Below are 12917 nucleotides of genomic sequence, written 5' to 3' on the forward strand. Positions count from 1 at the left end.
CGTGTCAGTGGAGGCGCATTATAGGGAGTTAATTCCCGCTGACAACCCCTAATTTGAAAAAAGTAACCGTTCGCTCATTTTTCAGGCGAATTACACTGAGAAGTTAAATTTTTGCCTGGTTTTCAAACAAAAACGAGCCCGAAAGGGCTCGTTTTCTTCTTTTGTGACTTACTGCACTGCCACAATGCGCTCATCTTTCACTACGAGCTGCACCGGTTTGCCCGGAATCAGCTCACCCGAAAGAATCTGCTGCGCCAGCGGGTTTTCAATCTGCTGTTGAATAGCGCGTTTTAGTGGACGCGCACCATACACCGGATCGTACCCGTTTGCGCTGAGCAGTTTCAGCGCGTCGTCGGAAATGCTTACCGCATAACCACGCTCTTCCAGGCGCTTATACAAACGCTGCAACTGGATCTGCGCAATAGACGCAATGTGCTTTTCACCCAACGGATGGAACACTACCACTTCATCAATACGGTTGATGAATTCCGGACGGAAATTCTGGCTTACCACACCTAACACCAGCTCTTTCATGTGGCTGTAATCCAGATCGCCAAAACGCTCCTGGATCAAATCAGACCCCAGGTTGGAAGTCATAATGACGACCGTATTACGGAAATCAACCGTTCTGCCTTGTCCGTCTGTCAGACGACCATCATCCAGTACCTGCAACAAAATGTTGAACACATCCGGATGCGCTTTCTCTACTTCATCCAGCAGAATAACGGAATAAGGGCGACGGCGAACCGCTTCTGTCAGATAACCACCCTCTTCATAGCCAACATATCCCGGAGGCGCACCGACAAGACGCGAAACGGAGTGTTTCTCCATAAATTCCGACATGTCGATACGCACCATTGCATCGTCGCTGTCGAACATAAAGTTTGCCAGAGACTTACACAGTTCGGTTTTACCCACCCCAGTTGGGCCAAGGAACAGGAACGAACCGATCGGACGATTCGGATCCGACAGCCCTGCGCGGCTACGGCGAATAGCGTTAGAAACGGCTTCGACAGCTTCATCCTGACCGATTACACGATGATGGAGGTCATGCTCCATGCGCAGTAATTTTTCGCGCTCGCCTTCCATCATTCTCGCTACCGGGATGCCAGTCCAGCGCGCCAACACCTCTGCAATTTCGGCATCGGTCACACGGTTACGCAGCAGGCGCATGGTTTTACCCTCGGCCTGAGTTGCGGCAGCCAGCTGTTTTTCAAGTTCCGGGATTTTCCCGTACTGAAGTTCCGACATGCGTCCCAAATCACCATTACGACGCGCTTGCTCCATGGCAATTTTGGCCTGCTCCAGTTCCGACTTGATGGTTTGGGTTCCGGAGAGGGAGGCTTTTTCCGCTTTCCACTCTTCTTCTAATGATGAGTACTGGCGCTCTTTATCTTCCAGCTCTTCATTCAGCATTTCGAGCCGCTTGAGACTGGCCTCATCGGACTCTTTCATCAGCGCCCGCTGCTCCAGCTTGAGCTGGATGATACGGCGATCGAGCCGGTCGAGTTCTTCCGGTTTCGAGTCAATCTGCATACGAATGCTGGACGCGGCTTCATCAATCAAGTCGATGGCTTTATCCGGCAGCTGACGATCGGCGATGTAGCGATGCGACAGCGTTGCCGCCGCAACAATTGCCGGGTCGGTAATTTGCACGTGATGATGCAGTTCATAACGCTCTTTCAGCCCACGCAGAATCGCAATGGTGTCTTCCACCGTAGGCTCGGCCACCAGCACTTTCTGGAAACGGCGTTCGAGAGCCGCATCTTTCTCTATATACTGGCGATACTCATCCAGCGTCGTAGCCCCCACACAGTGCAACTCACCGCGCGCTAGCGCAGGTTTCAGCATGTTGCCCGCATCCATTGCACCATCGGCTTTACCGGCACCGACCATCGTATGCAGCTCGTCAATAAACAGAATGACGTTGCCTTCCTGTTTCGCCAGGTCGTTCAGCACACCTTTTAAACGCTCTTCAAACTCACCGCGATATTTTGCACCGGCAACCAGTGCGCCCATATCCAGCGCCAGTACACGGCGGCCTTTCAGCCCTTCCGGCACTTCGCCGTTAACAATACGCTGCGCCAGCCCTTCGACAATCGCGGTTTTACCGACGCCCGGTTCACCAATCAGCACCGGGTTATTTTTGGTACGCCGTTGCAGTACCTGGATCGTACGACGAATCTCTTCGTCACGACCGATAACCGGATCGAGCTTGCCTTGTTCGGCGCGCTCAGTCAGATCGACGGTAAATTTTTTCAAGGCCTGACGTTGGTCTTCGGCCCCCTGATCGTTCACGTTCTCTCCCCCACGCATTTGTTCAATCGCCTGGGTCACATTGGCCGTTGTCGCACCAGCAGCTTTAAGCAAATCCGTCAGCGTACCGCGTGATTCAAGCGCAGCCAGAACGAAAAGTTCCGACGAGATAAAGTTGTCACCTCGCTTTTGCGCCAGCTTGTCGCAAAGATTCAGTACACGTACCAGATCCTGAGAAGGCTGTACGTCGCCACCGGTGCCTTCCACCTGCGGCAAGCGGCTCAGCGCTTGTTCAATCGCTGTGCGTAACTGGCCGGCGTTCACGCCAGCAGAGGTTAATAAAGGATGAATCGAACCGCCTTCCTGATTGAGTAAGGCGCTCATTAAATGAAGAGGTTCGATAAACTGGTTGTCGTGCCCGAGTGCGAGCGACTGGGCATCGGCGAGAGCAAGCTGGAATTTATTAGTAAGACGATCCAGACGCATAACTCCTCCCATAACAGGTCAAAATTGCTACTGGAGATTAAATGAGGTCATCCCTCAATTATTCAAGGTGAATGACCTGAATTATGCGAAAGAAAACCTACGCGTACTGGATCGTCTTGATTCTTTAGGTTATATCAGCCAAATGAAACTTGCCATACGCCCGGTCGTCTTGTCCCGGCGGTATGAGAAAAAATTATCCTTATCGCTGAAGGTACAGCAATCGCCGCCGAACACATGCCGGACGCCTACGCTCGCCAGACGCTGGCGTGCGAGCTGATAGATATCAGCAAAATATTTTTCACCGTGAGGACGAAAAGCGCTGTCGGCCTGCGGATCGTGCCCCATGAACGCTTCACGAACTTCTGCACCGACTTCAAACGCTTGCGGCCCAATTGCTGGCCCCAGCCACGCCAGCAGATTTTCCGGCTTATCGGCGAAACTCGCAACTGTCTGTTCCAGCACACCTGCACATAAACCCCGCCAGCCAGCGTGAGCAGCAGCAACTTCGGTGCCCGCCTGGTTACAAAACAAGACCGGTAAACAGTCTGCGGTCATCACCGCACAGACCGTACCGGGTGTGTTGCTGTATGACGCATCCGCCCGTTTCGACGCATAAGGACCACCGCTAAGTGTGAGCACGTCAGTGCCATGAACCTGTTCAAGCCACACCGGCTTCGAAGGCAAACCGCCCGCCGCGAATACGCGCGCGCGATTCTCTTCCACATGCTCAGCATTGTCACCGCAGTGTGCGCCAAGATTCAGCGAATCGTAAGGTGGCAGGCTTACACCACCGACGCGCGTCGAGCTACAAGCCGCGACACCTTTCGGCAGCGGCCAGTCCGGGAGGATCAGTTTGGTCATAACCAGGCAACATCGTCCTTATGGGTTTCAAAATCAGCGCGCATCGCATCAATCAAATCAACCATATCTTGCGGAATTGGCGCATGCCATTCCATTTCAATACCGCTGATAGGATGGTAAAGGCGCAGCATAGTGGCGTGCAGCGCCTGGCGGTCAAACTTGCGCAGTGCATCGATAAATTCGTCCGATGCGCCTTTCGGCGGACGCGGGCGACCACCATAGAGCTGATCACCCACCAGCGGGTGAGTGATATGCGCCATATGTACGCGAATCTGATGCGTACGGCCTGTTTCCAGGCGCAGACGCAGACGCGTATGCACACGGAAATGCTCCATAATGCGGTAATGTGTCACCGCCGGCTTGCCCATCGGGTGCACCGACATATGGGTACGCTTGGTCGGATGGCGGCTGATCGGTTCTTCCACCGTGCCGCCAGAAGTCATATGCCCAATCGCTACCGCTTCGTATTCACGCGTGATTTCTCGCAGTTGCAGCGACTCCACCAGCCGCGTCTGAGCGGGTACGGTTTTCGCCACTACCATCAAACCGGTGGTATCTTTATCCAGGCGGTGGACGATGCCTGCACGCGGAACATCCACAATAGGCGGGTAATAATGCAGCAGAGCGTTAAGGACAGTGCCATCCGGGTTACCTGCGCCCGGGTGTACAACCAGGTCGCGCGGTTTGTTAATGACGATAATGTCATCGTCTTCATAGACGATGTTAAGTGGAATATCCTGCGGTTCAAAACGTGCTTCTTCTTCGATTTCCGCATTGATAGCAATGAGTTCGCCACCCAACACTTTCTCTTTCGGCTTGTCGCTGACAACGCCGTTGACCAGCACGCGCTGGTCGAGAATCCATTCTTTTATGCGCGAACGTGAATAATCCGGGAACAATTCGGCCAAAGCTTGATCTAAGCGTTGACCGAGTTGGTTTTCGGATACCGTTGCGGTGAGTTGTACCAGTTGTGCCATATACAGCTTCTTCGTTAACGTTGGGTTTTACGGCTTCGCCGTTTAATATAGTGTGCTATTGTAGCTGGTCTTAGTCGGGAGCAGGAATAAAGAATCTCCCGCGTAAACATTCTGAGGAAAGTCTAAACGTCATGACGCGCTTGAAATATCTGGTGGCAGCCGCCACGTTGAGTCTGGCTTTGACAGGTTGCTCCGGTTCAAAGGAAGAAGTACCTGATAATCCGCCAAACGAAATCTACGCGACAGCTCAGCAAAAGCTGCAAGACGGTAACTGGAAGGCGGCAATAACGCAACTGGAAGCACTGGATAATCGTTATCCGTTTGGTCCTTACTCACAACAAGTGCAGTTGGATCTGATCTACGCGTACTACAAAAATGCCGATCTGCCGCTGGCGCAAGCCGCGATTGACCGTTTTATTCGACTGAACCCAACCCACCCGAACATTGATTATGTAATGTATATGCGTGGGCTGACCAACATGGCGCTGGATGACAGTGCTCTGCAAGGGTTCTTCGGCGTAGACCGTAGCGATCGCGATCCGGCGCACGCCCGTGACGCATTCAAAGACTTCTCCAAACTGGTGCGCGGCTACCCGAACAGCCAGTACGTCACCGACGCCACCAGGCGACTGGTGTTCCTGAAAGATCGTCTGTCGAAATACGAACTGTCGGTTGCGGAATACTACACCGATCGCGGTGCGTGGGTTGCAGTAACCAACCGCGTAGAAGGGATGCTGCGTGACTTCCCGGATACAAAAGCGACCCATGACGCGCTGCCGCTGATGGAAAAAGCCTATCGCGAGCTGCAACTCAACGCACAGGCGGATAAAGTGGCGAAAATTATTGCGGCGAACAGCAATCGAACCTGATTGACCTGATCGCCTGAAATACAAAACGGCAGCCTTCGGGCTGCCGTTTTTTTTATTCATTTTATCTATCACTAAAGCGGTTTAGCCGCAATTCATCCTATCAACTATGACTGCTAATGATGGCGTAGACAAGGTAAATTTGCCCTCTTCCTGCCCTGCCTCACAAAACCCTTTTATTGACAAAAAGTGACAAAATAATGTGATTTAAATCACACATTTTGACATTGTGGACGGTATGCTGAAATCACCAAGACGGAAAGACAAGAGGTAAAATTTATGACAATGAACATTACCAGTAAACAAATGGAAATTACTCCGGCAATCCGCCAGCATGTCACAGACCGTCTCGCCAAACTGGATAAATGGCAAACTCAACTGATTAATCCGCATATCATCCTGTCGAAAGAACCGCAGGGCTTTATCGCCGATGCAACCATCAACACACCGAACGGACAACTGGTTGCCAGTGCGAAACATGAAGATATGTATACCGCCATCAACGATTTGATTAACAAGCTGGAACGGCAGCTGAATAAAGTGCAACACAAAGGTGAAGCACGTCGCGCCGCAACATCGGTGAAAGACACAAGCTTCGTTGAGGAAGAAGAAGAGTAGTCTCTACATTGAGCCCATCCCAACGCGCCCACGGGCGCGTTTTTTATTGACAGAGCGAAAACAGTACGGGTACTGTACTTCGGTCACACAAAGGAAAACTCCATGAAACTTGTTCCGTTCTTCTTCGCATTCTTTTTTACCTTCCCCAATTAGGGAGGCGATTCGTTTTGTGATAAAGAATGCGAAGACGAACAATAAGGCCTCCCACACCGGGAGGCCTTTTTTATTGATAACAATTAAAGACGAAAGGCAACAACATGACGGCTGAAAACCCCTTACTGGATTTACGCGTAAAGATCAGCGCACTGGATGAACAGCTGCTGACGCTGCTGGCCGAACGCCGCCAGCTCTCTGTTGAAGTCGGCAAGGCCAAGCTGGATTCACACCGTCCGGTACGCGATATCGATCGCGAACGTGATTTACTCGAACGTTTGATAGAGCTCGGCAAAGCGCATCATCTGGATGCCCACTACATCACCCGCCTGTTTCAGTTGATCATCGAAGATTCCGTTCTCACCCAGCAAGCCCTGCTCCAGCAGCATCTGAATAAAATCAACCCGCACTCTGCCCGCATCGCTTTTTTGGGGCCAAAAGGATCCTATTCACACCTGGCCGCCCGTCAGTACGCGGCGCGCCATTTTGAGCAGTTCATTGAAAGCGGTTGCCTGAAATTTCACGATATCTTCAGCCAGGTGGAAACGGGTCAGGCCGATTACGCGGTGGTGCCGCTGGAGAACACCAGCTCCGGGGCGATTAACGACGTTTACGACCTGCTCCAGCACACCAGTTTGTCTATCGTTGGTGAACTGACGGTGCCTATCGACCATTGCATTCTGGTTTCCGGCTCCACTGATTTAGAACACATCACCACGGTTTACAGCCATCCGCAGCCTTTCCAGCAGTGCAGCCAGTTCATTAACCGCTATCCACAGTGGAAAATTGAGTATTGCGAAAGCACTTCCGCCGCGATGGAAAAGGTCGCGCAGGCGAATTCGCCGCAGGTTGCGGCACTGGGCAGCGAAGCCGGTGGCGCGCTGTATGGCTTGCAGGTGCTGCAACGTAATCTGGCGAACCAGACGCAGAACATCACACGCTTTGTGGTGCTGGCGCGTAAAGCCATTGATGTATCCGATCAGGTTCCGGCAAAAACTACGCTGCTGATGGCAACCGGCCAGCAAGCAGGCTCGCTGGTTGAAGCCCTGCTGGTGCTGCGTAACCACAATTTGATCATGACCAAACTGGAATCGCGCCCGATCCACGGCAACCCGTGGGAAGAGATGTTCTACATCGATGTGCAGGCCAATTTGCAATCCGGGCAGATGCAAAAAGCGCTGCGCGAACTCACCGACACCGCGCGTTCGCTGAAAGTCCTCGGTTGCTACCCCAGTGAAAATGTGGTGCCGGTCGACCCGGCTTAAACCTCTTTAAACAGCGGTTTCTTCATCCCTGCCACCGCCACGGGCAGGGTGAAGATCGCTCCCGACAGCGGATATTGCGCCACTTCGTCCGCCGTCATATTTTCCCGCGTGGTGGTGATAAACAGCGTTTTCATATCAGGCCCACCAAAACAGACCATCGTCGGGCAACGCACCGGCAAGCGATACTCTGCCAGTTGTTCACCCTGCGGCGAAAAACGCGCGATGCGCCAGCCATCAAACATTGCGCTCCAGTAGCAACCTTCCACATCCATCGCCGCCCCGTCCGGTATACCTTCCCCGGCGTTAAAGCGGCGGAAAACCTCGCGTTTACCCGGCTCACCCTGCTCATCAATCGGCGTGCGGTAAATCACCGCGTTCGGCGTGTCCGAGGTGAACATCCACTGCTTATCGTGGCTGAAGGCAAGACCATTGGCACCGTGAATGTCGCACTGCAACACTTTGGGCGTGAGGTCATGATTAATGCGCAACAGCAACGCGCCGTTATAATCGCCCGGCCCCCAGAATGTGCCCGCATAAAAACGGCCAAGATGATCGGTGCCGCCATCGTTAAAGCGCGCCAGTTGCGGGTTTGAAGGGTTATCACACACTTTTTGTCGCAGCAAACCGCGCGCATCCGTCAGCCAGATGCCATTACGCATCGCCACGATAAAGCCGCCTTTCTCACGTAGCGCAAAGCAGCCAACCTCTTCGGCAAACGACAGCACCGTATGTTCGCCAGACGATAAGTGATAACGGTGGATCTCACCTTCAATAATATCTGCCCAGTAGAGCGCCTGCTCCGCGTCGCTCCAGGTGGGGCATTCCGGCAAATGCCCGGTGTAATCAAACAGCGTGTGCAGCTCAACCATTGCGCATCCCTTAAATGAAAAAAGCCAGCGGGTAACCACTGGCTTTTCAGTATAAACGGCTTTTTTATTTACGGGCGGCTGTCGTTGGCCTGGCGTAACAACACGCGGCTTTCGCTCTGGAAACGTTGCGCATAATCGCCAAACCAGTGTTCAACTTTGCGGAAGCTGTCGATAAACGCCTGCTTATCGCCCTGCTCCAGCAGGCCAATCGCTTCGCCAAAACGCTGGTAGTAGCGTTTAATCAGCGCCAGGTTACTGGACGACGACATAATAATGTCGGCGTACAACTGTGGATCCTGGGCAAACAAGCGCCCGACCATCGCCAGTTCCAGGCGATAAATCGGTGAGGAAAGCGCCAGTAATTGTTCGAGCTGAACATTCTCTTCCGCCAGATGCAAACCATACGCGAAGGTCGCGAAGTGGCGCAGCGCCTGAATAAAGGCCATGTTCTGGTCGTGCTCAACGGCGCTAATGCGGTGCAAACGCGCGCCCCATACCTGAATCTGCTCCAGGAACCACTGGTACGCTTCCGGCTGTCGGCCATCACACCAGACCACCACCTGTTTAGCCAGGCTACCGCTGTCCGGGCCAAACATCGGGTGCAGCCCGAGCACCGGCCCTTTATGCGCGCTCAGCATCGCCTGTAACGGGCCGCTTTTCACCGACGCCAGATCGACCAGAATACAGTCCTCCGGCAAGGTCGGCAGTTTGCCGATCACCTGCTCGGTAACGTGAATAGGCACGCTGACAATCACCATGCCCGCGTCAGCCAGCAGCACATCGGCCTGCGCCCAGTCCTCTTTTTCAAGGATGCGCACCTGGTAGCCAGAGAGCGTCAGCATTTTGGCAAACAGTTGCCCCATCTGCCCGCCGCCACCAACAATCACCACCGGGCGAAGCGTCGGACACAGGGTTTTAAACCCTTTGTCATTTTCACTAGAGTAGGATTCGCGCATGACGCGGCGCAGCACATCTTCAATCAGATCCGGCGGCACACCCAGTGATTCAGCCTCTTTACGACGCGATGCCAGCATGGTCGCTTCGCGCTCCGGTACATAAATTGGCAAGCCATATTTACTTTTGACTTCGCCAACTTCCGCCACCAGCTCCAGGCGGCGCGCCAGCAAATCCAGCAGCGCCTTGTCAACTTCATCAATTTGATCGCGCAGCGCGGTCAGTTCAGCAACCATAACACCCTCTTAAGCAAAACGCGCCGCCAGGCTGTTACGCAGATCGTTATTGATTTCACGCAGCAGCGCTTCGGTCGCTTCCCAACTGATGCACGCATCGGTCACGGAAACGCCGTACTTCATCTCGCAGCGCGGCTGCTCAGAAGATTGATTGCCTTCATGAATATTGCTCTCAATCATCAGACCGGTAATCGAACGGTTGCCATCTTTGATCTGCGCCACCACCGATTCAGCAACGGCAGGCTGGCGACGGTAATCTTTATTGGAATTACCATGGCTGCAATCTACCATCAGCGACGGTCTCAGTCCCGCCTGTTCCATCTCTTTTTCACACTGCGCGACATCCGCCGGGCTGTAATTCGGCGCTTTACCGCCGCGCAGGATCACATGTCCATCCGGGTTGCCCTGGGTTTGCAGCAGGCAGACCTGGCCGGCCTGGTTGATCCCCACAAAGCGGTGCGGCATGGCTGCGGCGCGCATCGCATTGATAGCGGTCGCCAGGCTGCCATCGGTGCCGTTTTTGAAGCCAACCGGCATTGATAAACCTGAAGCCATTTCGCGGTGCGTCTGCGATTCAGTGGTTCGCGCACCAATCGCCGACCAGCTAAACAGGTCGCCAAGGAACTGCGGGCTATTCGGATCCAGCGCTTCAGTTGCCAGCGGCAGCCCCATACTGACCAGCTCAACCAGCAGACGACGCGCAATCTTCAGGCCAGCTTCCACATCAAACGAGCCATCCATGTGCGGATCGTTAATCAGCCCCTTCCAGCCAACGGTGGTCCGGGGTTTTTCAAAATAGACGCGCATCACCAGATAGAGGCTATCGCTGACCTCTGCGGCAAGGGCTTTAAATCGACGGGCATATTCAATCGCGGCTTCAGGATCGTGAATCGAGCAAGGACCGCAGACCACCAGCAGACGCGGATCGCGCCCGGCAATGATGTTGGAAATGGTCTGGCGGGAATGGGCAATTTGCGCTTCCTGCTCGGCAGTCAACGGGAAGGCCGCTTTCAACTGATCCGGGGTGATCAGCACCTGTTCATCGGTAATATGTACGTTGTTCAGCGCGTCTTTTTGCATGATCGAAAATCCTGTATGGCTCGTTTGCGATAGTTGTTCCTCAAGTGAGGATGACGTAACGATACCATAGCCGGTAAAGATTTCAATCCACATAACGTAACGATTATTTTACAATGGCAAATTAATTGCCATTTAATCACCACTAAGTGTAATTATATTTTTACACTTAGTGGCGTTTTACTACTACATCGTTATGGCACAGCGCCTGGCATGTTGTTTCCAGCGCAAAGCATCAACGAGGATAAACAGCAGCAAGCTGGCACCCATGACGGGTAACGCCAGCCCCAGCAACAGCGCCAGTAATGCGCTTATTACCCGTCCTGACAGTGGTAAAGCCAGCCAATTGTGCAGCAGCGTACTTGCCGGGTTGGCGTTGGCACTGGCCGGGCGGCGGATCCACCACAGCCGGTAACCAACCACAATCATCACGCACAGCGCACTGCCAAAGGCGATCAGCAGCAACTGGTTCGCCAGGCCAAACAGAATGCCCATATGGAAATCAACGCCCCAGCGGGTCAGCTTCGCCATCAGCGGAAAGTCCGTAAACCTTGTGCGATCCACCACCGTCATCGTGCTGCCATCAATCGCCACTGTATCCACACGCGTGGGCCAGCCGCGATCGATTTCGGTTACCGTCCAGGCTTTATCCGCACTGCGTGGCGGGCGGATCTCCAGCTTGCCGGCGGCGATCCCGGCCTGCCGCGCACTGTGCAACGCTTCATCGAACTGCACCCGGTCCAGCTGCATATCCGGCATAGCCATCCCCTCATGCATCATATGGTGTTCCGCATGCGGATCGTGTATCTCCTGCACACCATGCAGTTGCGTATTAACCTGCGGCGTCATCCAGCCAAGCGCTGCACGCAGACTGTCAACATTGCCGCCCGCCCACTGCGACCAGGTCAGACCGGTGGCGGAAAACAGCAGCATCCCGATAAGCAGGAGCCAGCCTAAAGAGACATGCAGGCGACGATGATTTTGCACAGCGTTATTAATGCGCCGTTTCGGGCGGGTAAAAAACCACAGCGCAATACCACCAAGCGCGGCAACCCACATCCAGGACGCCGCCAGTTCGCTATACAGACGCCCCACATCGCCCAGCAGTAGCGAGCGGTGGAAATAGTCAATCCACTGGCGCAGCGGCAAAATTCCACTGGTGCCGTAGACCGTCATATCCCCTTTCACTTGCAGCGTCACCGGATCGATAAATATCGCGCGGTTCTCCGATGCGCCCAGTTGTGGGTCAGCAAACATCACGCGGGTAGTGTCACTCCCGGTAAGACCAGGGCGCACCGCATGCAGACGCAAATGACCGCCGGTCACCTGTTCAGCAACGGCAATCTGTTCGGCGAGCGGCTGCCGCGTTCCCCCTTCCACACCGTAAAGCGCATCGTGATAGAGCCAGTTTTCCAGCTGTGGCGTCGCCACATATAACGTGCCGCTCAGGGCGGCGACAAAAATAAACGGGCCGACAAACAGGCCAATGTAAAAATGCAGGCGTCGCAGCACGCTGAGCCACGCCGCACGCGGAGTGCAGGTTGTCATACTTTTCCTCAGAAATAGCAAAAGGTCGCCGTTTCGCACAGGCGAACGGACATTTTTTTAGGATCAGGAAAAGCAGACGCGCGGCGGGGCGCGGGTATCAGGACAAAGCCAGGGAAAGAAGTGCCAGTGCTGAACAGGCTGACGGGCAACGACAAGGCAGATGCGCAGCACACGGCCGAGCAGGAGCAAAATAACGAGGAAGAGAAGACCGGGAACATGTGCCAGCAGTACGCAGTAGCCACAGGCCTCGGCGTGATCAAGCGGCATACTTTGCGGCGAAGGTTGATGGCGCGACATCGACGGCGATGCGACATCGTGATGTACGCGCATCGGCATGCTCATCTCGTTCGACGGCGATGCGGCATCGAGATGTGCATGCATTGGCATGCTCATCTCGTTCGGCGGTGATGTGCCATCATGATGTGCATGTATCGGCATGCTCATCTCGTTCGGCGGCGATGCAACATCGTGATGTGAGTGCATCGGCATGCTCATCTCATTCGGCTGCGATGCGACATCGTGATGTGCGTGCATCGGCATGCCCATCTCGTGGTGCATGCCGGGCATCGCGCTCATCGCGTCTTGCTGCAGCGAGACCGAAATCAGCGGCGCGACGAGGATCAGCAAGATCGCAAACAGCGCCAGCCCTGCGGCTGCGCGTTGTGCTGCGTATTGATGAAAAACGTTCCTCACCACTTCCCCTCCCGGTCGAAGCGGCATTGTAAATTAAACATCACCAGAAAGTTAATTT

12 protein-coding genes and 1 other annotated feature are annotated in these 12917 nt (G+C 54.1%); of the genes, 4 read left to right on the forward strand and 8 right to left on the reverse strand.

What is annotated here, in order from left to right; genetic code table 11:
* Nucleotides 1-168 precede the first annotated feature (168 nt).
* From clpB to rluD, 3 genes are all read right to left on the reverse strand, one after another.
* Complete coding sequence (gene clpB / locus RT644_RS17855) at nt 169-2742, reverse strand: ATP-dependent chaperone ClpB (RefSeq protein ID WP_020454765.1); 2574 nt, start codon at nt 2740-2742, stop codon at nt 169-171.
* Nucleotides 2743-2871: 129 nt separating this feature from the next.
* Nucleotides 2872-3603, reverse strand: a complete 732-nt coding sequence (gene yfiH, locus RT644_RS17860; protein ID WP_313627401.1) for a purine nucleoside phosphorylase YfiH — start codon at nt 3601-3603, stop codon at nt 2872-2874.
* Nucleotides 3600-4580 carry a 23S rRNA pseudouridine(1911/1915/1917) synthase RluD gene (gene rluD / locus RT644_RS17865; RefSeq protein WP_017459962.1) on the reverse strand — a complete coding sequence of 327 codons (981 nt, stop codon included), beginning with the start codon at nt 4578-4580 and terminating at the stop codon, nt 3600-3602. Before rluD ends, yfiH begins: the two co-directional genes overlap by 4 nt.
* A 131-nt stretch (nt 4581-4711) precedes the next feature.
* Between rluD and bamD the strand changes: the two genes are divergently transcribed.
* The 4 genes from bamD to pheA all read left to right on the forward strand — a co-directional run bounded on the left by bamD (nt 4712) and on the right by pheA (nt 7482).
* Nucleotides 4712-5449 carry an outer membrane protein assembly factor BamD gene (gene bamD / locus RT644_RS17870; RefSeq protein WP_020454767.1) on the forward strand — a complete coding sequence of 246 codons (738 nt, stop codon included), beginning with the start codon at nt 4712-4714 and terminating at the stop codon, nt 5447-5449.
* A 276-nt stretch (nt 5450-5725) separates the two neighbouring features.
* Nucleotides 5726-6064, forward strand: coding sequence for a ribosome-associated translation inhibitor RaiA (gene raiA, locus RT644_RS17875; RefSeq protein ID WP_044489450.1), 339 nt, complete (start codon nt 5726-5728; stop codon nt 6062-6064).
* 101 nt (nt 6065-6165) lie between these two features.
* Nucleotides 6166-6291 (forward strand) — a sequence feature (Phe leader region).
* Nucleotides 6167-6217 (forward strand): pheA operon leader peptide PheL, encoded by a 51-nt coding sequence (gene pheL / locus RT644_RS17880; RefSeq protein ID WP_189660115.1) that lies wholly within the window; start codon nt 6167-6169, stop codon nt 6215-6217. (Overlaps the previous feature by 51 nt.)
* 30 nt (nt 6292-6321) lie before the next feature.
* The gene (gene pheA / locus RT644_RS17885; RefSeq protein ID WP_020454769.1) at nt 6322-7482 is read left to right on the forward strand and encodes a bifunctional chorismate mutase/prephenate dehydratase; all 1161 of its coding nucleotides are present in this window, start codon (nt 6322-6324) and stop codon (nt 7480-7482) included.
* On the opposite strand, the gene RT644_RS17890 is transcribed toward pheA, so the two are convergent.
* The 5 genes from RT644_RS17890 to RT644_RS23660 all read right to left on the reverse strand — a co-directional run bounded on the left by RT644_RS17890 (nt 7479) and on the right by RT644_RS23660 (nt 12862).
* Nucleotides 7479-8351, reverse strand: coding sequence for an SMP-30/gluconolactonase/LRE family protein (locus tag RT644_RS17890; RefSeq protein WP_313627402.1), 873 nt, complete (start codon nt 8349-8351; stop codon nt 7479-7481). The genes pheA and RT644_RS17890 overlap by 4 nt on opposite strands.
* 68 nt (nt 8352-8419) lie before the next feature.
* Nucleotides 8420-9541, reverse strand: coding sequence for a bifunctional chorismate mutase/prephenate dehydrogenase (tyrA, locus tag RT644_RS17895; protein ID WP_160269080.1), 1122 nt, complete (start codon nt 9539-9541; stop codon nt 8420-8422).
* A 9-nt stretch (nt 9542-9550) separates the two neighbouring features.
* Complete coding sequence (aroF, locus tag RT644_RS17900) at nt 9551-10621, reverse strand: 3-deoxy-7-phosphoheptulonate synthase AroF (protein ID WP_313627403.1); 1071 nt, start codon at nt 10619-10621, stop codon at nt 9551-9553.
* A 183-nt stretch (nt 10622-10804) separates the two neighbouring features.
* Entirely contained in the window at nt 10805-12166 is a 1362-nt protein-coding gene (locus RT644_RS17905) for a PepSY-associated TM helix domain-containing protein (protein WP_313627404.1), read from the reverse strand.
* Nucleotides 12167-12229: 63 nt separating this feature from the next.
* Nucleotides 12230-12862, reverse strand: coding sequence for a DUF2946 family protein (locus RT644_RS23660; protein WP_409521881.1), 633 nt, complete (start codon nt 12860-12862; stop codon nt 12230-12232).
* Nucleotides 12863-12917: the final 55 nt, after the last annotated feature.

The organism is Kosakonia sp. (assembly GCF_032104925.1).
GTDB lineage: Bacteria > Pseudomonadota > Gammaproteobacteria > Enterobacterales > Enterobacteriaceae > Kosakonia.

What these genes read in the sequence shown, in the direction of transcription:
- clpB (WP_020454765.1), bottom strand. Translation starts at nt 2,742, where the DNA reads ATGCGTCTGGATCGTCTTACTAATAAATTCCAGCTTGCTCTCGCCGAT.
- yfiH (WP_313627401.1), bottom strand. Translation starts at nt 3,603, where the DNA reads ATGACCAAACTGATCCTCCCGGACTGGCCGCTGCCGAAAGGTGTCGCG.
- rluD (WP_017459962.1), bottom strand. Translation starts at nt 4,580, where the DNA reads ATGGCACAACTGGTACAACTCACCGCAACGGTATCCGAAAACCAACTC.
- bamD (WP_020454767.1), top strand. Translation starts at nt 4,712, where the DNA reads ATGACGCGCTTGAAATATCTGGTGGCAGCCGCCACGTTGAGTCTGGCT.
- raiA (WP_044489450.1), top strand. Translation starts at nt 5,726, where the DNA reads ATGACAATGAACATTACCAGTAAACAAATGGAAATTACTCCGGCAATC.
- pheA (WP_020454769.1), top strand. Translation starts at nt 6,322, where the DNA reads ATGACGGCTGAAAACCCCTTACTGGATTTACGCGTAAAGATCAGCGCA.
- RT644_RS17890 (WP_313627402.1), bottom strand. Translation starts at nt 8,351, where the DNA reads ATGGTTGAGCTGCACACGCTGTTTGATTACACCGGGCATTTGCCGGAA.
- tyrA (WP_160269080.1), bottom strand. Translation starts at nt 9,541, where the DNA reads ATGGTTGCTGAACTGACCGCGCTGCGCGATCAAATTGATGAAGTTGAC.
- aroF (WP_313627403.1), bottom strand. Translation starts at nt 10,621, where the DNA reads ATGCAAAAAGACGCGCTGAACAACGTACATATTACCGATGAACAGGTG.
- RT644_RS17905 (WP_313627404.1), bottom strand. Translation starts at nt 12,166, where the DNA reads ATGACAACCTGCACTCCGCGTGCGGCGTGGCTCAGCGTGCTGCGACGC.